The sequence below is a fragment of the Modicisalibacter ilicicola DSM 19980 genome (genome assembly GCF_900128925.1).
In the GTDB taxonomy this organism is placed as follows: Bacteria; Pseudomonadota; Gammaproteobacteria; order Pseudomonadales; family Halomonadaceae; genus Modicisalibacter; species Modicisalibacter ilicicola.
This window is the reverse complement of sequence record NZ_FQUJ01000024.1, coordinates 8,015-34,031: the sequence shown is the minus strand read 5'-3', so window position 1 is coordinate 34,031 and position 26,017 is coordinate 8,015. Positions and strand designations below refer to the sequence as shown.

25 protein-coding genes are annotated in these 26,017 nt (G+C 51.7%); 22 read left to right on the top strand and 3 right to left on the bottom strand.

The genetic code is table 11. The features are described from left to right. The first annotated feature begins 294 nt into the window (after positions 1 to 294). Both BUA41_RS17925 and BUA41_RS17920 read left to right on the top strand, forming a co-directional pair. Positions 295 to 672, top strand: a complete 378-nt coding sequence (locus BUA41_RS17925; RefSeq protein WP_072825479.1) for a histone-like nucleoid-structuring protein, MvaT/MvaU family — start codon at positions 295 to 297, stop codon at positions 670 to 672. 683 nt (positions 673 to 1,355) lie between these two features. Next, complete coding sequence (locus BUA41_RS17920) at positions 1,356 to 1,607, top strand: hypothetical protein (protein ID WP_245791960.1); 252 nt, start codon at positions 1,356 to 1,358, stop codon at positions 1,605 to 1,607. Positions 1,608 to 1,659: 52 nt separating this feature from the next. Here the strand turns inward: BUA41_RS17920 and nadS are convergent, their stop codons facing one another. Further along, positions 1,660 to 1,944: a NadS family protein gene (nadS, locus tag BUA41_RS17915; RefSeq protein WP_072825475.1), complete on the bottom strand. Its 285-nt coding sequence runs from the start codon at positions 1,942 to 1,944 to the stop codon at positions 1,660 to 1,662. A gap of 583 nt (positions 1,945 to 2,527) precedes the next feature. On the opposite strand from nadS, the gene BUA41_RS17910 reads away from it, so the two are divergent. The 19 genes from BUA41_RS17910 to BUA41_RS18815 all read left to right on the top strand — a co-directional run bounded on the left by BUA41_RS17910 (position 2,528) and on the right by BUA41_RS18815 (position 22,740). Beyond that, positions 2,528 to 3,298 (top strand): Wzz/FepE/Etk N-terminal domain-containing protein, encoded by a 771-nt coding sequence (locus BUA41_RS17910; RefSeq protein WP_072825473.1) that lies wholly within the window; start codon positions 2,528 to 2,530, stop codon positions 3,296 to 3,298. A gap of 100 nt (positions 3,299 to 3,398) precedes the next feature. Then, entirely contained in the window at positions 3,399 to 4,664 is a 1,266-nt protein-coding gene (locus BUA41_RS17905) for a lipopolysaccharide biosynthesis protein (protein ID WP_072825471.1), read from the top strand. An 18-nt stretch (positions 4,665 to 4,682) separates the two neighbouring features. Next, on the top strand, positions 4,683 to 5,666 hold the full coding sequence (locus BUA41_RS17900; protein ID WP_072825469.1) for an NAD-dependent 4,6-dehydratase LegB: 984 nt from the start codon (positions 4,683 to 4,685) through the stop codon (positions 5,664 to 5,666). An 8-nt stretch (positions 5,667 to 5,674) separates the two neighbouring features. Continuing rightward, positions 5,675 to 6,832 (top strand): LegC family aminotransferase, encoded by a 1,158-nt coding sequence (locus BUA41_RS17895; RefSeq protein WP_072825467.1) that lies wholly within the window; start codon positions 5,675 to 5,677, stop codon positions 6,830 to 6,832. Next, the gene (gene neuC, locus BUA41_RS17890; RefSeq protein ID WP_072825465.1) at positions 6,832 to 7,995 is read left to right on the top strand and encodes a UDP-N-acetylglucosamine 2-epimerase; all 1,164 of its coding nucleotides are present in this window, start codon (positions 6,832 to 6,834) and stop codon (positions 7,993 to 7,995) included. Before BUA41_RS17895 ends, neuC begins: the two co-directional genes overlap by 1 nt. Continuing rightward, positions 7,995 to 9,071, top strand: a complete 1,077-nt coding sequence (gene neuB / locus BUA41_RS17885; RefSeq protein ID WP_072825463.1) for an N-acetylneuraminate synthase — start codon at positions 7,995 to 7,997, stop codon at positions 9,069 to 9,071. Before neuC ends, neuB begins: the two co-directional genes overlap by 1 nt. After that, positions 9,068 to 9,736 (top strand): acetyltransferase, encoded by a 669-nt coding sequence (locus BUA41_RS17880; RefSeq protein ID WP_072825461.1) that lies wholly within the window; start codon positions 9,068 to 9,070, stop codon positions 9,734 to 9,736. Before neuB ends, BUA41_RS17880 begins: the two co-directional genes overlap by 4 nt. Next, entirely contained in the window at positions 9,733 to 10,785 is a 1,053-nt protein-coding gene (locus BUA41_RS17875; RefSeq protein ID WP_072825459.1) for a nucleotidyltransferase family protein, read from the top strand. Before BUA41_RS17880 ends, BUA41_RS17875 begins: the two co-directional genes overlap by 4 nt. After that, positions 10,782 to 11,708 carry a Gfo/Idh/MocA family protein gene (locus BUA41_RS19085; protein WP_072825457.1) on the top strand — a complete coding sequence of 309 codons (927 nt, stop codon included), beginning with the start codon at positions 10,782 to 10,784 and terminating at the stop codon, positions 11,706 to 11,708. The genes BUA41_RS17875 and BUA41_RS19085 overlap by 4 nt, the downstream gene beginning before the upstream one ends. Continuing rightward, positions 11,705 to 12,418 (top strand): acylneuraminate cytidylyltransferase family protein, encoded by a 714-nt coding sequence (locus tag BUA41_RS17865; protein ID WP_072825455.1) that lies wholly within the window; start codon positions 11,705 to 11,707, stop codon positions 12,416 to 12,418. Before BUA41_RS19085 ends, BUA41_RS17865 begins: the two co-directional genes overlap by 4 nt. Then, the gene (locus BUA41_RS17860) at positions 12,411 to 13,250 is read left to right on the top strand and encodes an SDR family oxidoreductase (RefSeq protein WP_072825452.1); all 840 of its coding nucleotides are present in this window, start codon (positions 12,411 to 12,413) and stop codon (positions 13,248 to 13,250) included. The genes BUA41_RS17865 and BUA41_RS17860 overlap by 8 nt, the downstream gene beginning before the upstream one ends. A gap of 558 nt (positions 13,251 to 13,808) precedes the next feature. Then, positions 13,809 to 14,774 carry a hypothetical protein gene (locus BUA41_RS19080; protein WP_139249172.1) on the top strand — a complete coding sequence of 322 codons (966 nt, stop codon included), beginning with the start codon at positions 13,809 to 13,811 and terminating at the stop codon, positions 14,772 to 14,774. A 323-nt stretch (positions 14,775 to 15,097) separates the two neighbouring features. Further along, positions 15,098 to 16,243, top strand: a complete 1,146-nt coding sequence (locus BUA41_RS19075; RefSeq protein ID WP_139249171.1) for a hypothetical protein — start codon at positions 15,098 to 15,100, stop codon at positions 16,241 to 16,243. Between the two features lie 34 nt (positions 16,244 to 16,277). Then, on the top strand, positions 16,278 to 17,057 hold the full coding sequence (locus tag BUA41_RS17855) for a glycosyltransferase family 2 protein (protein WP_072825450.1): 780 nt from the start codon (positions 16,278 to 16,280) through the stop codon (positions 17,055 to 17,057). 161 nt (positions 17,058 to 17,218) lie between these two features. Then, positions 17,219 to 17,419 carry a UDP binding domain-containing protein gene (locus BUA41_RS19800; RefSeq protein WP_507236280.1) on the top strand — a complete coding sequence of 67 codons (201 nt, stop codon included), beginning with the start codon at positions 17,219 to 17,221 and terminating at the stop codon, positions 17,417 to 17,419. A gap of 112 nt (positions 17,420 to 17,531) precedes the next feature. Continuing rightward, on the top strand, positions 17,532 to 18,806 hold the full coding sequence (locus BUA41_RS17850) for a sugar transferase (RefSeq protein WP_072825448.1): 1,275 nt from the start codon (positions 17,532 to 17,534) through the stop codon (positions 18,804 to 18,806). 139 nt (positions 18,807 to 18,945) lie between these two features. Then, positions 18,946 to 20,301: an O-antigen ligase family protein gene (locus tag BUA41_RS17845; protein ID WP_084671813.1), complete on the top strand. Its 1,356-nt coding sequence runs from the start codon at positions 18,946 to 18,948 to the stop codon at positions 20,299 to 20,301. A gap of 86 nt (positions 20,302 to 20,387) precedes the next feature. After that, positions 20,388 to 21,521 carry a glycosyltransferase gene (locus BUA41_RS17840; protein WP_245791959.1) on the top strand — a complete coding sequence of 378 codons (1,134 nt, stop codon included), beginning with the start codon at positions 20,388 to 20,390 and terminating at the stop codon, positions 21,519 to 21,521. Then, on the top strand, positions 21,508 to 22,740 hold the full coding sequence (locus BUA41_RS18815; protein WP_175547006.1) for a glycosyltransferase family 4 protein: 1,233 nt from the start codon (positions 21,508 to 21,510) through the stop codon (positions 22,738 to 22,740). Before BUA41_RS17840 ends, BUA41_RS18815 begins: the two co-directional genes overlap by 14 nt. Here BUA41_RS18815 and BUA41_RS17830 read toward each other — a convergent pair. Both BUA41_RS17830 and BUA41_RS17825 read right to left on the bottom strand, forming a co-directional pair. After that, the gene (locus tag BUA41_RS17830; RefSeq protein ID WP_072825444.1) at positions 22,737 to 23,300 is read right to left on the bottom strand and encodes a YrbL family protein; all 564 of its coding nucleotides are present in this window, start codon (positions 23,298 to 23,300) and stop codon (positions 22,737 to 22,739) included. The two genes, BUA41_RS18815 and BUA41_RS17830, sit on opposite strands and share 4 nt — an antisense overlap. A gap of 5 nt (positions 23,301 to 23,305) precedes the next feature. Then, positions 23,306 to 24,466 carry a glycosyltransferase family 4 protein gene (locus BUA41_RS17825; RefSeq protein ID WP_072825442.1) on the bottom strand — a complete coding sequence of 387 codons (1,161 nt, stop codon included), beginning with the start codon at positions 24,464 to 24,466 and terminating at the stop codon, positions 23,306 to 23,308. Between the two features lie 167 nt (positions 24,467 to 24,633). Here BUA41_RS17825 and BUA41_RS17820 point away from each other — a divergent pair, with 167 nt between their 5' ends. After that, positions 24,634 to 25,482 (top strand): hypothetical protein, encoded by an 849-nt coding sequence (locus tag BUA41_RS17820; RefSeq protein WP_072825491.1) that lies wholly within the window; start codon positions 24,634 to 24,636, stop codon positions 25,480 to 25,482. The last annotated feature ends 535 nt before the right edge of the window (positions 25,483 to 26,017 follow it).

Genomic DNA, 26,017 nt, shown 5'->3' with positions numbered 1-26,017 from the left:
GTTGGTATAAAAGGGTTTTGTAGGAGCCCGATTTATCGGGCGATGGATCAGACCCAATCCACATGAAACGTCGAAGAGCCATTTTTGGCTCAACTTGCAACTGCGCTGGGAGCTCTACAAGACGCAAAGGGCGGAGCAGGATGAAATAGACGAGATCCAGGATTACGTTCATTGGAAGAACATGGCCTGAAGTAATCCGACAAACAGGAATGAAGTCATTTACCCCTTGGCATAAAGCTCAAAAACGTTAATAATTACGGCGCAATCGCCAACTTATAGAAGGGCTGGAAACCTATGTCACTGCTCAGTGAATACATGAAGAAAGAGCAACTGCTCAAGCAAATCCAGAAAGAGCTGGATCAGATGGAAGGCGATCAACGCCTGAAGTCGGAACTCGAGTTCAAGGAGCGTCTTGAAGCACTGATGCAGGAGTTCGGCAAGAGTGCCGGGGATGTCATCGATCTTCTCGAACCCAAGCAGCAGCCCGCGAGTGCCAGCAAGCCATCGGCTGGTGCGGGCAATCGCCGCAAGCGCAAGTTGAAGATCTACAAGAACCCCAACACGGGTGAAGTGGTGGAAACCCGGGGCGGCAACCAGAAGACCCTGAAAGCCTGGAAAGACGAGTACGGCAGCGAGACCGTCGAATCCTGGCTGGTGCGTACCGAAGACTGAGCGCCACGGAGGGCTGAAGGCGTCGGTCCACGCCAGAGGATTATGACCTGGCACTCTGCGGCACATTGTTGATAATGGCCAAGCCAGCGCTGCCTCTCGGAGGCTCGACTGTGAATAAACAATAATTTTTATAGCAAAACGTCACGCAAAAAGGAAAAATTTGTACGTCGAGCCTGCTTTTGTAATCGAATGTAATGTATGATGGGGCCGATATTCAGCGAGAGCTTGAGCCGGATATCCCTGTGTTTCTTGATGCCCGGCCTCGTGTCGGGCTTTTTTGACTTTCCCGTGACAATGTCGGCCATGAGGTTTTCGATGATGATGTCGCGGCAAAAGTGTGTCATCCTGATACTAATGAATTGATCACCGCTAGCGGTGTCCTCAGCACTTGTATTGCGATACTCTCGACCGCACATCGTGTTTTGCCGAAAAGCCGTATCGAGCCCTCGCGGGGCTGCCTGTTTGCCTGTCGGGCGGCACGCCGTCGGTGTATAAGCACCGGTGTAAAAGTCACCGGTGTAAAAGCAAAACAGGCATAAGCTATTCCCTAACCGAGATAAGCGCGCTGCCCGGCTCGTGGATCGAAACAGCACCCAGCGAGTCGAAATCTGCACCAACGCAATAGTAAAGCAGTTTGATTATTTGATTCCGGATATGGAAATGTCTTCAACTTCATGAAATCTATGAAACCCAATAAACCTCGCCAGATGGACGAAAGAGAGAAGCTACGCAAGTTTCGCGAACTCGACGACGCCTTCGCCCAAGCGCTGCGCGATATGGAAGGCGTCAGCCAGCGCCAGCAGCAGGCGCAGCAGCAAGACGCCCACCAGGAATTCGAACGGCGCCTGCGCGCCCTGATGCACGACTTCCGCCAGAGCGACACCAGCGTCGACACCCTGCTGCGCACCCTGGTCGAGCTGGGCAAGATCGCGTGAGCCTGGTTGTCAGATGTCGATATGGCCTACCGCTGCCATGAGGCTCTATGCTTCAGTGAGTGGCAAGTTCGCGATAAAAATCTGGGTTGTCCTGAATCGCGGCCAGCACTTTGGCGGCCAGGCCGGTAGGGTTGCGGCGCCGGCCTTCCCAGCTTTTGATGGTATCTACACTGGTGCCCATTGCCTTTGCAAACTCGGCCTGTGATACCGCGAGCCGGGCACGGATCGCCTTGACATCGGCCACCTCGTGGCGAGTAACGCGGCCTGCCGCTTTGCGGCCTTGCTTAATCTCGACAGCGTCTTCCAAAGAAGCCTTGAGGTCATCGAAGACGTTCATATCACAGTTCCTCTCTCAGCATTGCTCGCTGAAGCGATTCCTTACAAGCAGTTGATATAAATCGGTTTTGTGGGAGCCCGATTTATCGGGCGATGGGTCAGGCCAAATCCACATGAAGCGTCGAAGCGCCTAAAAATGGCGGTCTCGATAAATTCGATGGCGTGGGGCACGTAGCGCATTCTCCTCTTTCTTCCCCTCATGGCGGTGTACTGTGTACCTTATGTCAACGGCATCGAGTGCTACTGTCGGCCACCCGCGACGACCCCAACACAAAATTAATACGCCTGAAACCTAGAGACCGGGGAAAGGCTCCACTAGAATACCCACCTCGCAGAATAACAAGCGTGTAACAGAAAGCGGCGTCGCCGTGCCACGGGCACAGGCGGGGCAAGCTCGCGACGGAAGCTATAGTAGTAGGAAGGATCTGACATCCGTCACTTGTGTGCACCTTGCCTCACGTGGTCTTGTGGTGCGTCTGGCGGTAAACACCCAGGGCCAGGGAAGACGCCCGGAACAATCCCCGGGCGGTAGCGTGCCCGAACCACTATTGAACGTTTAACCTCGAAACAGAGCATTCCATTCAATGAATCCGCAAGACACCCCGGCGCATCGCTACCAGGATGACGAAATTTCCCTGGTCGATCTGGCCAAGATCTTGGTCAAGCGCTGGAAGGCGTTAGTCGTCATCTTCCTCGTCGTGGTGCTGGCCGCGCTGGCCTATGCACTGCTCACGCCGCGCACCTACAGCTATACCTCTATCTACAGCGTGGCGGAAGAGGAGCCGGGGGAAGCGCTCGAATCCCCCAATGCCATGGTCGCCAAGGCACGAAATCTCTATCTTGGGCCTGAGACACGCAAGCTGCTGGAAAATGAAGCGCTGGAAAGCCTGCCTTTCGACGTCAAGATCGACAACCCCGAAGAGACATTGCTGGTGACGCTAAGCTCGGAAGCCAATGAGGCTGACGAAAAGATCGTTGCCGAATTGCATGAAGGCATACTCGGCCGCTTACAGGAAGGCCAGCAGTCGCTGGTTGAACGACGCAAGCAGGCCATGCAACGACAGCTTGAAAGTGCCCAAAGCGCTCTTGAGTCCGCTCAGCAATCCGAGAGCATGGGCGCAGCAGAAGTCGTAGCAGGCACTATGGAGCGTATAGCGGAACTGGAAGCAAGCTTTGCCGAACTGCGTGAAGGTGAAATCAGCCAGACGGCGGTGCAGAGCCTGAACGCCACTGGTACTAGCCGTAGCTTGATTCTTGCGTTGGGTATCGTGCTCGGCGGAATGCTGGCAGTGATAGGTGCTTTCTTTTTGCAGTTTGTGAGCCTAGTTCGTGACAGCCTGAAGGACGCTGGCTAATCTCGCTTTTATTTGGCTGGCTCAATATAGTTGTTGGCGGCATGGTTTTTGCCATTGTAATAATTTTGTATTTTTCCGTTGTTAAATTTTGAGCTTGTTTATGTCTGAGAAGAAAGAAGGAGGTTTCTTTACGGGAGCATTTGTTTATCTACTTTCTAATGTAATAAATGCTTCTATCCCTTTTTTACTTTTGCCTATACTTACGAGACAGCTTGAGCCTGCTGAATATGGGCAGGTAGCTATGTTTCAAACCTTAATTGCAGCGCTTATGGCATTCGTGGGGTTAAATACTGACGGCGCTGCAAATCGCAAATATTATGATAGTGTTGGGCGCAAGGAGTTGTCGAAGTATCTTGGAGTCTGTTTACAGGTTCTCCTTCTTAGTTCGTTTTTTGTTTTCTTTGTATTTTTTTTATTTAAGGAGTGGTTTTCAGATGGCCTCGGTATTTCTCCGCTTTGGATAATGATGGCCGTATTAGCTTCAGCAAGTGCGTTTGTTGTTCGTTTGAGACTTGGGCAGTGGCAAGTTAGAAAAAAGCCTATTCAATACGGGCTGCTACAAAACACTATGAGCTTTATCAATGCTGCTGTTTCTATTATTTTGGTTGTTTTTTTAACAGTGGGGCCTGAGGGGGCAATGGCTGGCCAATTGATTGCTCCACTACTAATGAGTCTACTAAGTTTATTTCTTTTAAGGAAAGACGGACTACTTGAGATAAGTTTGAATAAAAAGTACGTCAAAGATGCTTTGGGCTTTGGTGTTCCGCTAGTTCCTCATGTTGGAGGCGTGTTTCTCCTGACCGCAGTCGATCGATTCTTTATAAATAAGCACTTGGGCTTAGAGTCGGCAGGTATCTATATGGTGGCTGTTCAGTTAACAATGGCTATGGGGATTTTTTTTAATGCCTTTAATAAAGCCTATGTTCCTTGGCTTTATGAGAGGTTAAAAAAAGATGATGAGGCGCAGAAGCGTCAGATAGTGAAATGGACCTATGGATATTTTGTCTTAGCAGCGCTCATGGCATTGGTAGCCTCCATTATAGGCCCTTATGTAGTAGTGTGGTTTGCAGGAGAAAAGTACGCTGAAGCGGGGTCTATTATAGGATTGTTGGCGGTGGGGCAAGCTTTTCAAGGGATGTATTTGATGGTAACGAATTATCTTTTCTATTCAAAGAGGACAGGACGCCTTTCTATGACGACTATAGGTTCAGGCTTGTTAAACATTCTTTTGATGTTGTCATTGATACCAATTTTCGGCATTGCAGGCGCAGCAGTTTCTTTTGCGCTATCTATGTCAATTCGCTTCTTGCTCACTTGGTGGGTTTCTCAGAAAAGCTACCCCATGCCTTGGTTTAGCTTAGCTTAATTTTGAGGTTGTGCCTTGATGAAGAACAACATTTTAGTTACAGGTGCCGATGGTTTCATTGGCTCACACTTGACGGAACTTCTTGTTCGGGAGGGTTGCCGCGTTAAAGCGCTTTCCCAGTACAATTCTTTTAACTACTGGGGGTGGTTGGAGGACGTCGACTGCCGTGACCAGATAGAAATATTGAGCGGCGACGTACGCGACCCTCATTACTGTAAGCACGTTACTCAGGGTGTCGATATAGTTTTTCACTTAGCTGCATTGATCGCCATACCTTATTCGTATGTAGCGCCGGATAGTTATGTCGATACAAATGTCAAGGGCACACTGAACATCTGCCAAGCTGCTCTGGATAATGGTGTCAAGCGAGTGATTCATACCTCGACTAGTGAGGTGTACGGCACTGCTCAGTATGTGCCGATCAATGAAGATCACCCACTGCAACCGCAGTCTCCCTACAGTGCCTCGAAGATCGCCGCCGACGCGATGGCGATGAGCTTCTACAATGCCTTCGATCTGCCGGTGACCGTGGCACGGCCGTTCAATACCTACGGGCCTCGGCAGTCGGCCAGGGCGGTGATTCCGACCATCATCAGCCAGATCGCCAATGGCATGAAGCAGATCAAGCTTGGCGATGTCTCGCCGACGCGTGATTTCAACTATGTCGAGGATACCTGTCGTGGCTTCCTGGCGCTGGCCAACTGCGATGCCGCCGTGGGCCAGACCGTCAATATCGCCTCGAACTACGAGATCTCGGTGGGCGATACGCTCAACGTCATCCGCGAGCTGATGGCCAGCGATGTCGAGTTCATCACCGACGAGCAGCGCCTGCGGCCGGGCAAGTCCGAGGTCTTTCGTCTGTGGGGCGACAACAGCCGTATCCGCGAACTGACCGGATTTACCCCGCAGCACGACATCCGCGCCGGCCTGCAGAAGACTATTGACTGGTTCACCCAGCCGCATCACCTGGCCAAGTACAAGGCCGGCCTCTACAATGTCTGAGTGCTGTCATGCTGCAACCTCTGATCGACTTCGTTCGCGACCACTATCACACCAATGACTTCATTCCGTTGCATGTGCCGGTCTTCGGTGGCAACGAGAAGGCCTACGTGGCCGAGACCATCGACTCCACCTTCGTGTCCAGTGTCGGTGCTTTCGTCGACCGATTCGAGCAGGACATGGCGGCCTACACCGGCAGCCCCCGGGCGGTGGCCACGGTCAATGGCACGGCGGCGCTGCACGTGGCGCTGCGGCTGGTCGATGTGGGGCCAAGCGACTACGTAATTACCCAGCCGCTGACCTTTGTCGCCACCTGCAATGCCATCGCCTACTGTGGCGCGATGCCGATCTTCGTGGACGTGGATCGGCATACGCTGGGGCTGTCCCCCAAGGCACTGGCGGAATGGCTTGAGGCACACGCCTACCGGGATGACCGCGGCCTGTGCCGACGCAGGGAAGGCAACGGAGTGATTCGTGCCTGTTTGCCCATGCATACTTTCGGCCACCCGGCCGATCTCGATGGCCTGCTTCGGGTCTGCACCGACTGGGGCCTAGCCCTGGTGGAAGATGCCGCCGAGTCGCTGGGCAGCACCTATCACGGTCGGCATACCGGCACCGTCGGTGATGTGGGCACGCTCAGCTTCAACGGCAACAAGGTGATCACCACCGGCGGCGGCGGGATGATCCTGGCCGATCAGGCGCTGGGCAAGCGCGCCAAGCACCTCACCACCACCGCCAAGCAGCCGCACGTCTACGAATACGTTCACGACGAGCTCGGCTACAACTATCGCCTGCCCAATCTCAATGCAGCCTTGGGCTGTGCCCAGCTGGAACAACTGGACGCGTACCTGACCGAGAAGCGTCAGTTGGCGGCCGACTACGCCGCCTGTCTGGCTGGCAGCGACGTGACGTTCGTTACCGAACCGGCAGGCTGTCGCAGCAACTACTGGCTCAATGCAGTGATCTGCACGGATCATGAGCAGCGCGACCAACTCCTAAAAGCTACCAACGAGCAGGGCATTATGACTCGCCCAATCTGGCAACTGATGAACCGCCTGCCCATGTATAACCATGCCCCGGCAGGGGAGCTGTCCAATGCACTGTGGCTCGAAGCGCGGGTCGTCAACTTGCCAAGTGGTATTCGCGCCGGAGAAGAGGAGCTGGGCTGATGCGCCGGATTGCTGTATTTACCGGGACGCGTGCCGAATATGGTCTGCTCTACTGGCTGATGAAAGATATCCAGGCCCACCCGACGCTGGAACTCCAGGTGATCGCGGCCGCCATGCACCTCTCGCCGGAATTTGGTCACACCTGGCAGGCGATCGTCGATGACGGTTTCCCCGTCGATGCCAAGGTCGAGATGCTGCTTTCCTCGGATAGTCGCGTTGGTATCGCCAAGTCCATGGGCCTAGGCACTATCGGCCTGGCCGATGCGCTGGACCGCTTGGCGCCGGATACTCTGGTAATCCTTGGCGATCGATTCGAGGCCTTATCCGCGGCGCAGACAGCATTGGTAATGAATATCCCTATTGTGCATCTGCACGGTGGAGAGCTAACTGAGGGTGCCTATGATGACGCTATCCGCCATGCCATTACTAAGATGGCCAGCTTGCACGGTGTGGCGGCAGAGCCTTATCGTCAGCGGGTGATTCAGATGGGGGAAAGACCAGAAAGGGTGCTCAATATCGGTGCCCTGGGGCTCGATCACCTGACCCGCTCGCCGCGCATGAGCCGCCAGGCCCTCGCCAAGAGCCTCGACTTCTCGCTTCATGCGCCCTATCTGCTGGTCACCTATCATCCCGTGACGCTGGCCGAGGAGGCCCCGGTCGAGAGCTTTCAGGCGCTGCTTGCGGCCTTGGATCGCTGGCCGGATCATCAGGTTATCCTGACCTACCCAAATGCCGACAATGGCGGGCGGGCGATTATCCCCTTTCTGGAAGCCTATGCGGCTCAGCAGCCTGAGCGGACTTTGGCCATTCCCTCATTGGGTTTCCAGCGCTATTTCTCTGCGGTGGCAGAGGCTGCAGCCGTGGTAGGTAATTCCTCCAGCGGTCTGATCGAGGTTCCGAGCTTCGGTGTGCCAACGGTCAATATCGGCCAGCGCCAGAGCGGCCGACTGGCCGCCAACTCTGTGCTGCACTGTACAGCCGACGTGGAAGCCATACATGCCGCTCTGCAACAGGCGCTGAGTGCCGACTTTCAGACCGCTTGCCGCCATATTCATAACCCGTACGGGCAAGGCCAGGCAGCCGAAAAGATCGTTGAGGCGCTGGCTACCCAGCCTCTTAAGACTTTTAAACACTTCTATGACCTGCCCGGGAGACCTGAGTGATGTCAAGCCAGCACAAGGTCTATGTGATTGCCGAAGCCGGTGTGAATCACAACGGCAATCAGCAATTCGCCTTCGATCTAGTAGATGCCGCGGCTGAAGCCGGTGCCGATGCTGTAAAGTTCCAAACCTTTAATGCAAGGTGTCTGGCAGCCATGACGGCGCCCAAGGCGGCCTACCAGCGAAAGACCACTGACGCGGCCCAAACCCAATCAGACATGCTTGAGGCCTTGGAGTTGCCGCTAGAGTGGCATGGCCCTCTCCAGGCCCATGCTCATCACCGCGGTATTGAATTTCTTTCAACTGCCTTCGACACTAAGAGCTTGGCTTTTTTAGAAACATTGAATTTACCGCTCTACAAGGTGCCTTCGGGTGAGCTGACCAATGGACCATTGCTGTGGGCCTTTGCCCGTACCGGCAAGCCGTTGGTGATGTCCACCGGCATGGCCACCCTCTCCGAAGTGGAACAGGGCCTGGCCGTAGTCTGCCATGCTCTGAACCGAGACCAGCCGCCCAGCTCGCTGAACGAGGTGTGGCAGTGTTGGAGCGATGACCAGGCACGTGATGCCGTAAGAAAGAAGGTCAGCCTGCTTCATTGCACCTCCCAGTATCCGACACCCATGCACGAGGTGAACCTCAAGGCCATGGACACCTTAGCTGAGGTTTTCCGTCTGCCGGTGGGGTACTCCGATCACACCCAAGGCACCTTGATCCCGGTCGCCGCCGTGGCCCGAGGGGCAACGCTCATCGAGAAGCACTTTACCCTGGACCGTCAGTTACCCGGGCCGGACCACGCGGCCTCTCTGGAGCCCGGTGATCTCAAGCGCATGGTGCAGGAGGTTCGCGCTATTGCCGACGCGTTAGGCGAGGGCCAGAAGGTGCCCCAGCCCAGCGAATGGGATACACGTGAGGCCGCCCGGCAGAACCTCGTCGCGTCAGCGACGATTCGCCAAGGTGAGGTCTTTACCGCCGACAATCTCACCACCGCGCGGGCCGGGCAGGGTGAACTGGCCATGGCCTATTGGGATCGCCTAGGTCAGTGCGCTGCGCGTGACTATCAGCCCGGAGAGGCGCTGTGAGTCAAGTACCGGTCATCCTGCTGGGCGCCGGCGGGCACGCCAAAGTCGTACTTGATCTGCTCCAGGCTTTGGAACGCCGTGTGCTCGGTATCTGCGATCCGGTACTCGCCGCGCAAGGCGCGGATATTTGGCGTGGTTTGCCGGTGCTGGGGGATGACACGATCATCAATCGCTACGAGCCTGCTAGCATTGAGCTAGCCAACGGCACCGGTAGCTTGCCGGGGAAGCCTCTGCGTCGGCGTTTGCATGCGCATTTCAACCGCTTGGGCTATCGATTCGCCACGCTAGTCCATCCACATGCGCATGTAGGCTCGGGTGTCAAGCTTGGGCAAGGTGTCCAACTCATGGCCGGTGTGATCGTGCAGGCCGACACCTGTCTCGGCGATGATGTCATCCTCAACACTGGGGCTCGCGTGGATCACGACAGCGTTATAGGTGATCACGTGCATCTTGCTCCCGGTGCTGTGCTTTCAGGAAACGTCCAGGTCGGCGAGGGAGGACATATCGGCCCTGGTGCGACGGTGATCCACGGAGTGCGAATCGGGGTCGGCGCCATCGTGGGTGCCGGGACGACCGTGGTCCGGGATATCCCGGCCTGGCACCAGCAGACCGGGCAGCCCGCTCGTAAATCCCAAGAGATTCACACGGAGAGCAAGAATACATGAAGCATTGGGAAGCGGCCCTGGTGACCCCAGGCACCTCACTGGAACAGGCTATCGAAGTGCTAGATCGCGCGGCACTGCGGATTGTGCTGGTGGCCGATGAACACCGTACACTGTTAGGCACCCTGACCGACGGGGATATCCGCCGTGCGCTGATTCGTCACCTGCCCCTTAGTGTGGCTGTCGATAAGGTCATGAATGCTGCCCCGAGAGTAGCCAGCCGAGAGTGGAGTCGCGAAAGACTGTTGGCCATCATGGAGCAGTATGAGGTACTGCAGTTACCGGTAGTAGACGAGGAAAGGCGGATCATCGGCCTCGAGAACCTGCATGATCTACTCAACCAGCAGACTCATGACAACCCGGTATTTCTGATGGCAGGAGGATTTGGCACGCGACTTCGCCCCCTGACCAATGACTGCCCCAAGCCCATGCTCCACGTCGGTGACAAGCCGATTCTGCAGATGATACTCGAGAACTTTGTGCAGGCGGGGTTCCACCGCTTCTATATCTCCACCCACTACATGCCCGAGGTAATTCGCAACCACTTCGGTGATGGTAGCCGGTGGGGTGTGTCCATCACGTATATACACGAGGAAGAACCGCTTGGCACCGGCGGTGCGCTTGGCCTACTGCCAAAGGAAGAGATCGACCTGCCGCTCTTCCTGATGAATGGTGACCTGCTGACCTCGCTCAATTTTCAGAGCCTGTTGCAGTTCCATCGAGAGCACCCTGCCAGTGCCACCATGTGCGTGCGCGAATACGAATACCAAGTACCATACGGGGTGGTCGAGAGTGATGGGTATCGGATCACCTCCATGGTCGAGAAACCGCTGCAGCGCTTCTTTGTCAATGCAGGGGTCTATCTGCTAGATCCGGCACTCATTCAGCGCGTTGAGCCGGGGGCCCGCATTGATATGCCGACACTACTGGAGCAGGAGATGGCAGAACAAGGGCACGTTAACATGTTCCCTGTTCATGAATACTGGCTAGATATCGGTCGGATGGATGACTTCAAGCGCGCGCAGGCGGAAGTGAATGGAGTGTCAAAGTGAGTGTCAAGAGGGAGCGCGCTCTTATCATAGGCTATGGGTCGATCGGCAAGCGCCATGCGCGGTTACTGAACGACATGAAGTTGGAAGTCGCGTTGCTGACACAGCAGAAGACAAGTGATTTTCTCTGTTATCGTAGCTTATCAGAGGCAATGAATGTCTATTTTCCTACTTATATTGTAGTCGCTAATGAGACGTGGCGACATGCCCAAACAGTTAGGGAATTGCCTGGTTATGGCTTCGATGGAAAGCTTCTGGTGGAGAAACCGCTATTTTCAGAGTACGAAAAATGGCCGCAAGAGGCATTCGCCTTTTCCGGTGTCGCCTATAACTTGCGGTTTCATCCATTTATTCAAAGAATCAGGCGCTATCTTGAAACTGAAACATCGGTGGCTGTCTCTGTTCGGTGTGGCCAGCACCTTTCTGAATGGCGGCCAGGCACCAAAATTGAGAATAGCTACTCTGCCTCTTCTGAGGCAGGAGGCGGTGTGCTACGTGATTTGAGTCATGAGCTTGACTATCTGCTTTGGCTATTTGGCCCTTGGTCACGCGTTACAGCAATAGGCGGCAACTATGATGTGCTAGGTATTGACGCTGATGAATGCTGGTCCATATTGATGGAAATGCAGAGTGGTGTATCCGCCACTATCAATATCAGTTATTTGGATCGGCCAGCTCAACGTGAAATTGCGATTACAACACGCACTGGAACCCTGAAGGCTGATCTTGTAAACGCGACTTTATTCATCGATGGCAAGAAAGAGACTCATCCGACTCAGCGGGATCAGACATACTTGGCGATGCATCATGCCATGTTAGGTGGAGAAAGCTCTGATATCTGCAGCGCCAAGGAGGGACTTGCTGTCGTGAATCTTATTCAAAGTATCGAGAAAGCCTCAGAGTCACGAAATTGGGTGTCGGCATGATTAGAATTTGTACCATATGTGCTAGGGGAGGGTCCAAGGGTGTGCCGGGAAAGAATATACGTCCCTTACATGGCCGACCTCTAATTGGCTGGACGATTCAGCAAGCAAAGGATAGCCAGCTTTTTGATATTATCGCGGTCAGCAGCGATAGTGACGTCATATTAACTGCGGCAGAAAAAGAAGGCGCTGACTTTATGGTCAAGCGGCCTGTGGAGCTAGCTTCCGATACTGCTGGCAAGGCATCCGCGATACAGCATTGCTTGCTAGAAGCAGAGAAAGTGCTCGGTAAGAAAGCAGAGATTCTCGTGGATCTGGATGCCACCTCTCCTTTGCGACTGGTGAGCGATATCGAGGCTGCAGTGAAGCTTCTCGAACAGTCGGATGCTAGTAATGTCATCACTGGAGCGCCTGCGAGACGATCACCTTATTTCAACCTTGTAGAGCGTGGTAAGGAAGGTGTTGTCCACTTATCAAAGTCGTTAAGCTCACAAGTTCTAAGGCGCCAGGATGCACCACAATGCTTCGATATGAATGCTTCTATCTATGTTTGGCAAAGAGATGTCTTCGTAAATGACCCCGTGGTTTTTTACGCAGATACGCTTCTTTATGAAATGCCAGAATCGCGTTCAATTGATATCGATACGGAACTTGATTTTGATTTTGTCGATATGCTTTTAGCCCGCCGACTGAAAGGGGAAGACAATGGATAGTGACTCTCTTAAGCCGGGGTTCAGTAAGAACCTGTTTGACTTGAGTGGTAAGGTTGCCGTCGTCACGGGTGGGGCTGGTATCCTTGGGCAGTATTTCTGTGCTGCATTAGCTGATCATGGAGCCTCAGTCGCAGTAGTAGATCAAGATCCCAGACGCGTAGATGAGCTGGCAAAGTTGCTTTCTAAAACATTTGGCAATCCGGCCGTCGGATATACTCTAGATGTTTCTGAGCATAGTGCGATTGCTCCTCTTATTGATAGAGTCGAAATGGAACTTGGCTCAATTGATATACTGCATAATAATGCTGCTACCAAAGGGGGCGAGCTCGAAAGATTTTTTGAGCCTACTGAGAGCTATTCACCGGATACTTGGCGTGAGATCATGGCCGTCAATTTGGATGGTGCCTTTTTTATGGCCCAGGAAGTAGGGGGGCGGATGGCGAAGCGTGGTCGCGGCTCGATTATCCAGACAGCATCAATCTACGGTATCATGGGCCCCGATCAGCGGATTTATGAAGGCTCTGAATATATGGGTCGAGAAATCAATACGCCAGCTGTGTATAGTGCTTCAAAGGCTGGGATTGTTGGGTTAAGTAGGTATCTTGCTACTTATTGGGGCTCACAGGGTGTACGCGTCAATACGCTCACTCCCGGTGGGGTTTCTAGCGGCCAAAATAATATGTTTGAAGTTCGGTATAATTCACGCATACCACTTGGACGCATGGCTATGGCCGAAGAAATGGTAGGGGCACTGATTTTCTTAGCTAGTGATGCGGCGCGCTATGTTACTGGTCAGAATATTATCGTGGATGGTGGATTGGAGGCATGGTAATAAGAGGCAAGTTTATTAAGTATTAAACAATATAAATTTTACTATATAACTGTAGCAGAAATTATGTCATTGCTGAAGCCGGAGAGATAAGCTTTTTCATCAGCAGTCTGTCATGGCGAACAAAGCCCACCAGCAGCGAAACCTCAGAGCGTGAAATAAGCTCTGGTCGATGAGTAATTCCGGTTCAACCGCCAACTGGCAGAGAAGACGGAAGGTGATTGAAATAGCAAAAAAGCGGCGTGTACGCTGTCAAGCGCTTGGCGAAAGCGTGCTGATATTCAGGTAGCGGGCTGTTCCTAGTTTGAATTTACTGGAAAGGACACTTAGGCGGCCTGAGACTAGTCCTGTATGTGCGTGATAAAAAACAATAGCAAGATTGTTTCCACAAACCTCAAAGACGGCTTCCGAGCTAAGGGAGCATGCAACTGCTACGGAAAGGAACAAAAGAAGTGAGTTGATGATATTACGAACCTACCGACTGGCAAGGATTGACTTTACGTGGCGATATTCAGCTGTTACATAGTCTCAAAAGGTAATTGGCTGGGCAATGAATGAGCGATGACTGGGCAGGAACAGTCTAAGCCTATTGGTCTCAATATGAATATTCTGGTTTATGTTGAATCACCGTATCAACTTTCTAACGCAATCTCTTACATTGATGTTTCGTCTGCTTCTATATGTCAGATTCTTATAAGAGATAACGGAAGCATGCTGCAAAACAAGCAATACAAAAATGTTTTAGCCGCAAACAAAATCAAAGGGAGGTTTTTAGTAATTAGGCGGGTGGGGGTTTTTGGAAAACTTAAAGGCCTTCTTCTTTTGTTATACTGTATAGCCCGTTATGCTGGTCATGCCCAAGAAATAATAATTGGAGACGCTCGATCTATTTTTTCTAAGCTTTTTATTCTTTTTGGAAACCTTTTCAATAGAAGAATAGTGCTGGTTGATGATGGGCTATATTTATTATCCTACATATCTAAGGTCCTAGATAAAAGATATGTAATTTATACGAAACTTCCTCTGGAAAAGGTGGTCCGAAGCTGTGTGTCTCGTCTATATATTGTCCCCCAAGAAGTTAAAAAGATAGAAATCATCCCAGCAAATAGTGTTTCTTTCGTTGGTATGAAGCTGGTTGAGATAGGTTACCTTGATGAAGATATATATATTAAAATTTTGCAGGAGGTGGCGTATAAAGGGAAAGGGTCTGGAAAAAATTTGATCTATTATGCTCACCGCGAAGAAAGTGATAATAAATTAAGTTTGATAGAGAGTCTGGGGTATAAAGTAATTAAAAGTGAACTGCCGGTTGAGCAGCTTTTAGAACGGGATGGGGCACCTTCTGGTAGTTACTACTCTTTGTATTCTACTGCTATTTACAATCTGTCTAAGAGTATCGCTGGGAGTAAATTTTATTCTTATAGAATAGATAAGTTTTATTGGCCGGCGCATGCTAGGGAAGCTATAGAGCAATGCTATGATTTGCTGAAGATCTCCGGAATTGAAATATTAGATATCAGGTTTTAGGAGTTGGAGCTTGTTAAGTTAGTATACAAGGAGTGGCGGAAAGCCTAGGTCTTTATTTTTTGGTCCTTATGGACAGGCAATGTCAGATTGGATTTATATATGGTCACCTTGAATTTTTATTAATTGTACAATATGTAGTGTGTGGCTGGGAGTGGCTTTGGTTTGCTTTTCTGTACTTTTTTTAAATTTTCCATTTTGTGGGTTTTGAAGCCATCGGAATCGTATGGACAAACATATTTGTTTTTTATTTCTACTGTTTTTTTAATTTACAAAGGAGGCGCGTTGGTTAACTGTATTAATTACAAGCTGAGGATGTTGAGTAGATGAGTTCGCCTATGCCAACATTGAGAAAAATACCCGAGAGAGCTTTTTTTTGCTTTTTCATGGTGTTTACTTTCTTTGGGGGCTTTGAATATATATTTTTTTCTAGATTTTATGTGGCCCCCTCGGAAGAAGCTTTGCTTTGGATTTTTGCCACTAATATTTCCGTTCTGCTGGGATGGCTCCTCTGGGCACTGTTCGGCCAAGCAAGCATTTTTCAGGTTTCTGACAGAAGATCAGAAATGGTTATTAAACCAGGGTGGGGGATAAATTGTATACTAATAACATCATTATTTTTGTGTGGCCTGTATTTTTATTTATATTATGAAGGGTTTTCATTTACCAAGAAAATATTTGGTGATGGTGTTTCAGAATCAGAAAGACCCGACGTCTCTGGAGCCCTGCCTCATTTCTATAGTTATTCTATATTAGTAACTAGTTTTTTAATTCCCTGCTTAGTAAATTATTTCGCAATCTATTTTAAGAGAAAGGGGCTTAAAAACATTCAGGCGCTTTCTCTGATTTTTATTTCTTTGATATTTTCCATCTCTCTTGGTAATAAATCTATACCGCTCATAATTATTTTTTATTGCTTATTTTTTGTGGGCGGCGATGGCTTGTTTAAGAAGTCTTTGCTTTTTTTTGTTATGTTTTTCACTGTTTATTTATTTTATAAGTCTTATGAATTTGAGGGAAGTGTTCTTGAGTATTTTTTAGAGGCATTGATCTCTGTCTATAGGAGAGTTGTTGTTATAAATACTTCAGCCATGGGAGTAGCTTTTGATGAATTGATATTAGTTAACGAAAAAGTCCCGCATGGATTTTCTCATATAAATCAATATTTGTTTTATTTGATCTATGATTACCCTGTTGGAGGGGCCCCTTTGCCCATTGGAGCGGAGGTCGTTTATTATTTAGGTATTGGCGCTTGGTCGTTATTTCTCGTTTCTTTTATATTCTTTTTCTTTTTTTTGCTGCGCGCTGTTATTCTAAAAAATACTCATTCTTCAGCTCTTCATGCGAACCAGTTTCTTTTTTTCTATGGGGCTATAATTCTAGCCACTGCATCAATAGATTCATTCATAATGCGCTCACTGCTTCCTATGTTGATAATTGCAATCGCTTCAAAGATTAGGCTTATAAAATAACCTAAACCATATATCCTTTCTTGCGGGTAATGTCATGGCTTGCGTTTCCATTGTTATGCCTATTTTTAATTCTGTTGATTACGTTAAGGATGCAATTGATAGCGTGATTGCACAAACGTTTAGTGAATGGCAGCTAATAGTAGTAGATGATTGTTCTACTGATGGAAGCTTAGAGCTTGTAAAGAAGCTATATAGGAATGAGAAACGTATAGTGCTTCTTCGGTTAGCTGTAAATAGTGGACCGGCAATTGCTCGTAATTTAGGGATTCGGGAAGCAGCAGGTCGTTACATTGCTTTCTTAGATGCTGATGATTTATGGCTGCCTAATAAGCTTGAAAAGCAAATTTCTTTTATGAGGGAGAGCGGAGTTCCATTTTCCTTTTCAGGTTATGAGAAAATTGATAGCGATGGGGTGAGCATAGGTGAAATTGGTGTTCCACAAAAAGTAAATTACAAAACATTGCTGAAAACATGTGTGATCGGCTGTCTAACTGTAGTATACGATTCTTATATGTTAGGCAAAGTTGAGATGCCTGTTATAGACAAGCGCCAAGATTTTGGACTTTGGTTGCGTCTCCTTAAAGAAACAGAGTATGCTTACGGTATTTCTGAGCCACTTGCAAAGTACAGAGTTCATGATAATTCTATCTCTTATAACAAGAGAAGAGCTGCATTTTACACATGGAGGCTATATCGACGGGTGGAGAAATTACCCTTTTTGCAAGCTTGTTATTATTTTTCCCATTATGCAGTAAGGGGGGTTTTACGCCGCCATTGCCCTGACTTTGCTAGAAACATTGGCATATTGCATTAGTCCCAGGAATGAAAATTATGGTCTTCAGTATCGGATATCTCCGCTTAGTCTCAGGTGTTTGTTTGGCTGACGTTGGAAATGGTGTGATGATGTGGCGCGCTGCAGGTTGATAAAGATATGGCCATGGAACATCCATTAGATAATGACTCGTAGGATAAGAAATCACTACGCGGGACCACACGAGGGTACGAGCATTCGACCCGGAGGTGATAAATGAATGTCGTCGGATTTACAGTGAGAGTAACGAATTGGCTATAGTTGAACGGCGTGAGAATGCAGTGCAGTATACGGATGCTCTGGTAATATATGCTAAGTGGAAAGTGTTCCGTACCGTAGATTTTGACTGGCACAACATGCGGTAATTATCCACACCGGCATCATTGATGTGCGTAACCTGTATAATCTCGCTGATGTGAAACAAGCCGGTCTGCTGTACTTTACGGTAAGTTGCGTTGATTCGTTGCGGGAGACCGTGTGAAAACCAATTTTGAGCGCCGCCATTCCCGGTGGTACGAAAAACTTTTGCTGGGTTTGACCTTTCAGCTGTTGATAGGGTTGCCTTTAGTAGTGCTCCTGCCCTCGCTTGAACGCTGGGGTTGGGAATTCTGGCTCTATTTTCCGGATGTTCGAAGGAACACCGTCGCTGCAATAGCGCTGTCTTTTTTTGCTATTGTTTTTACTTTAAGGCGCATGATGCGCTTTCCTGGAGCGCAAGTGGCAGCCTACGTGTTCCCGACGGTCTCGGTCGTTTTTCTGATTGCGGTCGCCATTCTCTTCTTCACTCGTGAGGCCTATACCCGTCAAGTGATGCTCGGCGGGTATCTGCTTTGCTTGATATGGTTCTATGCAGGCTATTTCATTGGCCGTCGCTACAGGGTGCTGAAACTGGCAGTGGTGCCCTTGGGTGACGCGCTGAAGCTTAAGCAGATCCATCAGGTCGAGTTTCGTTATCTGAAATCTCCTGAACTGACCGGGACACGCTTTGACGGGATCGTGGCTGACCTGCGCTCTGATGACCTGGGTCCTGAGTGGGAGAAGTTCCTCGCCAAGTGCACGCTAAGCCGTATACCGGTCTATCACACCAAGCAAATCAAGGAATCGATTACCGGCCAGGTGCGTATTGATCATCTTTCCGAGAATGAGTTCGGGTCGTTGTTGCCGTCGCCGTTCTATGGTGGATTAAAGCGCCTGGTTGATTTCGTTGGCGCCTTGGTATTATTGCCAATACTGGCTCCGATAATGCTCTTGTGTGCTATAGCCATCAAGCTGGATAGCCCGGGGCCTGCCTTATTCGTCCAGCCGCGCATGGGTTATCGAGGAATAGCCTTCAACGTTTATAAATTCCGCAGTATGTACTGCGACCAAGAAGGGCTTGGTTTTACCGAAGGAGAGGATGATCCACGCATTACGCGAGTAGGTAGGATCATGCGCAAGTATCGCCTGGATGAATTGCCTCAGCTATTCAACGTGCTCAAGGGGGAGATGAGCTTTATTGGCCCACGCCCTGAGTCCATGGAGCTTTCCTCATGGTATGAGAAGGACGTGCCATTCTTTAGCTATCGACATATCGTGCGGCCAGGTATCTCTGGCTGGGCTCAAGTGGAGCAAGGCTATGCGGCGGAAGTTGATGGCATGACAGCCAAGCTACAGTATGACTTTTACTACATCAAGCACTTTTCTTTATGGCTTGATGTGCTGATCGTGTTCAAGACCATAAAGACGATCTTTACCGGGTTTGGGGCAAGGTAAATAATGATTTTATTTATTTTATAGTGTTTCTCTGCTGAGCTGTTTGGTAGTGGTTTTCTATATTTTTAGTAACCGGGATATTTTTTGGGGTTTTTGTTAATGAAGTGCATGCATAACAAGTTGGGTATGAGATATTTAAATGCAGTTGACTAACTCAACTTCGCGGTTTGCAAGTCATACATGGGGCGGTCCTTTTATCCCTTGGGCAGTTGGTTTTTCTTTTTTGCTGCTGTATGCCAGTTGTCTGGTAGTGCTACCAAAGGTTGGCAGCCCAGCAGAAACTATTATGGCCATATTAGGGCTTGTCGCGCTCCTGACTTGGGGCGGTAGTCTTCGCAGAAGCGCGGCACTTTGGCTATTAGCGGCAGCCATTGCAGTGCAAGTGCTCTCTTGGGCGTTAGGTTATTATCATCACCCGCAATGGGTGGAAGATAACCCTCAAGTCGACCGCCTGGCCAAACTGTTCATCTTCATTGCCATTGCATGGTGGCTGGGCGGAAGCACAGGCAAGACGTTATGGGTATGGGCGTTGGCCCTGCTGGGGCTTATTGCAACTTCATTCGTGGGAAGCAAGGGCCTGCCTCACTGGCAGCAAGGGTTGCAAGGGGTTCGCGTCGATTTCGATATTCGTAACGCGCAACACGCTGGAATGATGTTTGCCACAGGATTGCTGGGCTTGCTTGCCTTCTCTCGCCGGTGCGTTTATAAGCAGCGCCTGGTGGCATGGCGAGTCGTTGTCTGGGGGCTGGCACTTGCGATCTGTTTGGCCGGTGTGGTTGTTACTCAAACCCGTGCTGTCTGGTTGGCTCTCGCTATTACACTACCGGTGATGGGAGCGCTATGGATGAAACAGTCGCTACGCCAACCTGAAACAAGTTTCAGCCGTAGAAATATATTGATAGGTGTTTTTTTGCTGGTTTTGGTAGGAACTACAGTCGTTATTCTGGGTAAGGATACTATAGATAAGCGCCTGCAGGACGAGAGCTCGGTGATCGGTATGGTGTTGCAAGGTAACTTTTCCGAGGTTCCCTATACCAGCGTGGGAATTCGTATCCAAACCTGGCGGGCTGCGACCGAATGGATTGCAGAGCGCCCGTTGGTAGGCTGGGGTAGTGACGGGCGTAGCCTCGCAATCGATCAAACAGAGTGGCTACCCGATTGGGTAAAGCGGCAGTATGGCCATCTGCATAATTTTTTCCTAGAGGTGTGGATCGCCTACGGTGCCTTGGGCCTCGCGGTGATCGGTGCCTTGGCAGTGTGGGTAGGCCGCGCAACCTGGCTTGCCTGGCGTGGCGGCGTGTTGCCTGGTGATATGGCGCTGTTTGGGGCCGGCTTCTTCGTGTACTGGGTGATCGTCAATCAGTTCGAGTCCTATAATTCATTCTGGACCGGTGTTTACGTGCATAATCTCGTTCTTGGTGGTTTGGTTACTCATTATTGGCGATGGCAATTGATGGTGAAAGAGCGCTCCTCAGAGCCAGCCCAGGTTTACTGAACGGTGAACGGAAAAAATGGATCGCTGATGAGCCGGGAGTCGAGTTGCGCACGTTAGTCGTTGTCAGAAGTCTCAAGATGGGTGGCATGGAGCGCGTGGCCGTGAACTTGGCCGATGCCTTCGCCGAAGCCGGCCACGAGAGCCATCTGATGGTATACCGCAAACGAGACTGCGGATTGGCGCCAGAGCACCCGGGTGTCAAGGTGCATGTCTTCTCATTGCGCTGGTGGCAGCGTCTGACGGGGGTCGGCTTGCTGGCCGAATTGATGTCGCGCTTGTTTCTCAATCCATTGATTCGGCGTTCGCAGTTCGTGTGGACCGGTTGGCTCGGAGGGTATCTGTTACGGGGCTGGCTTTGGCATTTTGAAAGAAAGTACGGTCGGCTGGATCGAATCATATTCCGGGGCATCGGTACCTTCGAACTGGTCTGGAGCTATCGAGACGAACGCGCGCGCTTCGTCCTGGAAAACAAGTTGCCTACCGAAGAGGTGTCTTGGCGACAGAAGCTGTTTGCTCGATGTCTTTTTCCTGGCAAGCACCTGGTCGCCGTTTCCCGAGGCGTTGCAGACAGTGTCGGTAAAGCCGAAGAGAAGTGGTCTTTTACTCCAGCCTCGTTATCAGTGATTGTAAACCCATGTCCGGTAACCCATATCCGTGAACTTATGGTGGAGCCTCAACCGGATATTCCTGATAAGCCTTATATCGTCAATGTGGCACGTCTGGTGCCGCAGAAAGACCATGCACTGTTGCTGCGCGCCTATGCCAAGGCTGCCCCCGAAGAGCTCCTGGTCATCGTAGGGGATGGGCCTTTGCGCAGCACACTTGAGCAGCAGGCGGTCGAACTGGGCATTTCCGAGAAGGTGCACTTCGTCGGCTATCAGGCAAATCCTTACCCGTGGATGCATCATGCGCGCCTGTTCGTGTTGAGCTCCCGTGTAGAGGGCATGGGGATCGTGCTTACAGAAGCGTTGGCCTGTGAGACGCCCGTTATCTCCGTGGATTGTCCTGGAGGGATTCGCGAGGTATTAAAGGGGGAGTTGGAGAATGCCATTGCCGGCCACAACGACGTGGCATTGGCTGAGAAGCTGAATGAGTCCTTGGTCGGACCCAAGCCCGTCGTGCACGATAGCTGGTTGAAGAATTTTTTGCCTGAAAAGGTCGTTGAGCAATTTATCCAGGCATCGCCTGTAAAAGCAGAGTATGTGCATGGTAACCAGTAGCGGGACAAGAAGCGGTGGGCTGACTGGCCCGCGTGTTGGGCACTTGGTCAGCTTGAAGAACCTTGGTGGCATCGAACGTAGCTTCAGCCAGTTCTTTGAACGCTATGCAAATGAATATGATCACCATGTCTTGAAGCAGACTGACGATGTTCACCCATTTCTGGAGGCCAAAATTTCCTTTTGTGAGCCTGAAAGAATACATGGCATAAAAGGACCGAGAGGAATAAAGATTCCTCGTATTCTAGATGGTTTGCGCGAGCGTTATCAAAGAAAGTTGCTAAGGGATCTCGGCATAGAAGCCATACTGGTGTGGGGAAAAATCGTCAATCACCCTCTGGTTTTTCCAGAAAGAATGCCTGTCGTACATTATGAACGCGGTAGCGCGTGGCTGGTCGAGGAACAGTCTGCTTTACGGCATTACTTGGATCGTTTGGATGGCCTAGTTTGTAATTCTTATGCTGCGCATAGGTTTTTACAACTGAAGTGGGGAGTGTCTTCGGAGCTGCCCTCTAGAGTTATCTATAATACGACAAGGCTTCCTCAACATCATTCTACGCATCTTGCCGGGCGCTTTCGCCTTGGGTTTGCTGGGCGACTGATTGCGCTCAAGGCACCTATGGTCGCGCTAGAAGCCTTCGCTGAATTGAAAGCCGCCTGTCCCTATGCGGAGCTATGGATTGCCGGGGAGGGGCCGCAAGAGGTGGTCCTTAGACGGTATGTCGAGCGCTGGGGTTTGCAGGGTAGCGTGCGTTTCTGTGGCTTGGTGGACGACATGTCTGCCTTCTATTCTGAGCTGGATGCCTTTATATGCCCCTCCTGGCGCGAACCATTCGGGAATGTGGCTCAAGAGGCGCTGGCACACGGACTTCCAACGCTTGTCGGCAATGTGGATGGGCTGGCGGAGCAAGTAACCCATGGAGAGAATGGTGTCGTTCTGCCACCAAAACGCCAACGTAGTGAATTGGGTCGATACGGGAAAGAGTGCCTCCATGGGCCGGATGAAGTCTATTCACCTGATAGGGATGCTATTGTTCAGGCTGGAATAATGGAGCCTTGCGAGATTGCCGTAGTATTGAAGGAGTGGGCTGAGTCACCAGAACTACGAGCTAGAATGGGTAGAAATGCACGTGCGAGAGTGGAGCGTGATTTCAACCTGGACAACTACGGTCACGAATTGGTCGACTTCATGGCCAGCATCGTGGCTAAAAATCACTATTAGAGTTGATGTTGTTTTTCCACGCGCTTCATGAAACGGCTCCATTGTCGTTCGATCTTGGCCTTGGCCAGAGGTTTGATATAAGTAGCCACCTTGATGAAATCCCGATCACCAATGCCATCGATGAGAAAGAGCTTGATAGGTGCCTCGTGTGGGTCGCAAACGATATTGCTTGCGCGCAGGTCGCTGGTGAAAACAAGATTGACCTGAAGATAAGCATGAAGGTCTTCCAGGGCCGACTCCACTCTCGCTGCTTCCAACTGCCCATTCGAGAGCAGCGTGTCCAGCCGCTCCAGAGGCTTTCCGCTCTCATCCTGCAGTAGATCGAATACCAATCCCTTCCCTTGATCGGTCTCGACCCAGCCATGGCAACGCGGTAGGTGCGACCAGTCGATGCCGCGTCGTTCGAGCCTGGTGAAGTATTCGTAGTCTTTCTGGTTCTGCTGCTTGTTGTTCTTGAAATTGTGACTGACCTTCACGCAGCGCGTAGGGTCTTCTGGATGGCGATAGCAGTAGCGCTCGGTGCCTCGCCCAATCAGTAGCTCGTCTCGCAGATGAAGCATGGGGCTTATTTTTCCTTTCGGTTGCCGGCGTCCAGCGACTGGAATGAGGCCTTGAGTTTCTTGTACTGCTCGGTATGCGAGTAGTGCGTCGCGCGTTCGGCTAGGCGCAGCCCCAAGTGCTCTCGGTCTGCGCGTTCGAGTAGTTTGGCGATCCTGGTGGCCCAGGCGTCGGCATTCTCAGGGGCGAGTATCAGATCGTTAAAATCGTCTTCCAGCACTTCCGCCGCGCCCACCCAGGCGGAGAGCAGTACAGGCGTTCCGCACGCCATGGCTTCGAGGGCGACGCGTCCAAATTCCTCGATGTGGGCGGGCAGGGTGAAGACATCGAGGGCGCCATAGAGCCGTTCGATATCCGGCATGGTCGAGCGCCAGATAAAACGTTCGTTTAGGCCGAGGGCATCGGCCTGTTGCCGATAAGGGCTGGCGTCATCCTTGCCGACCACGAGGAAGCGGCATCGGTCGGGCAGTCGCTGGTTGAGCAGCGCCGCGATTTCCACGAACCCCGCGACGTTGCGCTTCTTGAAGTTGCCTGACGTGATCAGGCCGATCAGGAACTCATCCTGGCCGACGCCAAGGGATTGCCTGACGGCTTCACGTTCCTGGCGGGCCCTGGCGGGATTGAACTGCTCGGGGTCGTAGCCCGGGTAGCTGATTTCGAGCTGGCTATCGACCAGGCCGTAACGGTTCTTCAAGTCCTCGGCCATCATGCGAGAATTGACAGCGACTCGACAGAATTGGCCGTTTTTCAGAACATGGTCGTGAATGGCCGCCACTTCATGCTTTTTCGGCAGGTCTCGTCCATGAATGCGTTGGCTGGCCAGGTGCACGCAGTTGTGCAGGTAGATGACATCCCGGCTTTCGGCATCGCCATGGCTGACCAGGAGTGCTGGGGCGTGGCGCTTGCACCAGGACTGCACTCGCCGATTGAACCAGAAGCGCCGAAAGGCCCCCTTGAATGGCCAACGCGGCAGGCGGACGAACGTCGCACCGGCGCGTTCCACCAGATCGGCGTTGCCGCGCTCGGCAAGGATGACGACGCGATAGCCCAGCTCCTGTAATGCTGCCGCCTGTTCGAAGGCATTGCGACTCGCCCCGGTGCTTTTCTCCACCTGGCGGATGGCGATGGCCGCCAGCGGGGGCGGGTTCGGTGGTGTCGAGGAGTGCATCGTGCCTGTTCGCTTCTGCCTGGCGGTGTAAGGTTGGCCCTGTGATGGGTTACCTAGGCTATGCGGAAGAGGCGCTGCTGGCAACTTGCGCTTGGGTGCCACCCAATGTCTCGCCCGGGTCGCTCAGTAATGGGCTGTTCGTGTTGATCAACAAGAATCGGGTTCTGATGTCTTCGCTTGAAAAAATCCCCAGGTCTCCCACCGGCGAAACCGTTCACCCCGCACTCTATGACCCCGAGTTGCGCTGGGCGATGCGCCGTGCGCGTTGGGTCTACACGCTGCGTGAGGGCTTCGAGGCACGGATCGTGAAGCCTCTGGAAGATCGCCTGTTTGCTCGCTGGCTGCACCAGGCGCGGCTGGCCGGGCAGGTCGAGGCCATGGGGCTGCCTTATCGCAGTGTCGAGGCGTATCTGGGCAAGCAACTGGAATTGCAGGTCGACCCGAACGCCCTGGTTCACCAGATTTCCATTCCGCGGTCGTTTCCGGTGAAATCCGCCCGGAATGCAGCCTTGAACCAGTTCATCTGGAAGGGCGATTGGGACTGGACGCGTTTCGACTTCCGGGTGGGGCATCGCTACCGCTTCATTTCGGACCTCTGGCGGCACCGGGACGACCCGGCGCAGAGCGAGTCCTACCGGAAGCTCATGCAGCGCATCGAGGCAGGCAAGCCGTTTCGTTCGCATCACAAGGGCATCCTGCTCAACACCCCGAACAGGGTGCTGGCGTATCTGGATGTCTATCTCGGTTATATGCACGACATGCAGCGCCACGGCTTCGACAGGGAACTGGGCAAGGACCGCCTCGCCGTGGCGATCGATCGCGATGGTCATGTCGTCAAGCTCAACCGGGGCTTGCATCGCCTCGCCATGGCCCAGGTGCTGGAACTGGAACAGGTGCCGGTCTACGTACGGGCGGTGCATGCCGAGTGGTGGCAACGGGTGACGGCAGGTGAGCGGGGCGAAGCGGCCCTGGCGCGGGTGACGGCGGCGCTGAAAACGTGTCGGCCGGTGGCGTGAGCGTGCTTCATCCTGATTAATTTGCACCATCAGGTGGGGCCAGCCTACGATGCGCTGAAAGCCGATCCCACCCGCGCCGTCACCGCTGAGCAGGTACGTGCCCGCCTTGCCGATGAGCACGGCAAGGCGGAATGAATTACCGCGTCGTTTTTGCCCCTGAGGCCACCACCAGATTGTAATCTCTTCATCGGACACAAGGAGCCCTGGCAGCAATGCCGGGGTTCATTGCGTTGGGGCGATAGTTCTTGTTGGAAACAGCAATTTTCCTTCCAAGGAAAATATGATGTGCTAGACACATCGTGCGTTGGGACTTTTCCCTATAGGGATAAATGCTCCGTGGTTTGTGCTATTCCTTACCTTTTTTCCTTATAGGGGAAGCTATTCAGGAATCAGGATGGATGCGATCGAGATTCGTGATGTGAAACGGCTCGGGCAGCTGATTCGCCGTACACGCAAACAGCAGGGGTTGACGCTGGTCACCCTGGCTGGGGTTTGTCATGACCCGCCATCGCCCGATGAATCGGGCTCCTACAAA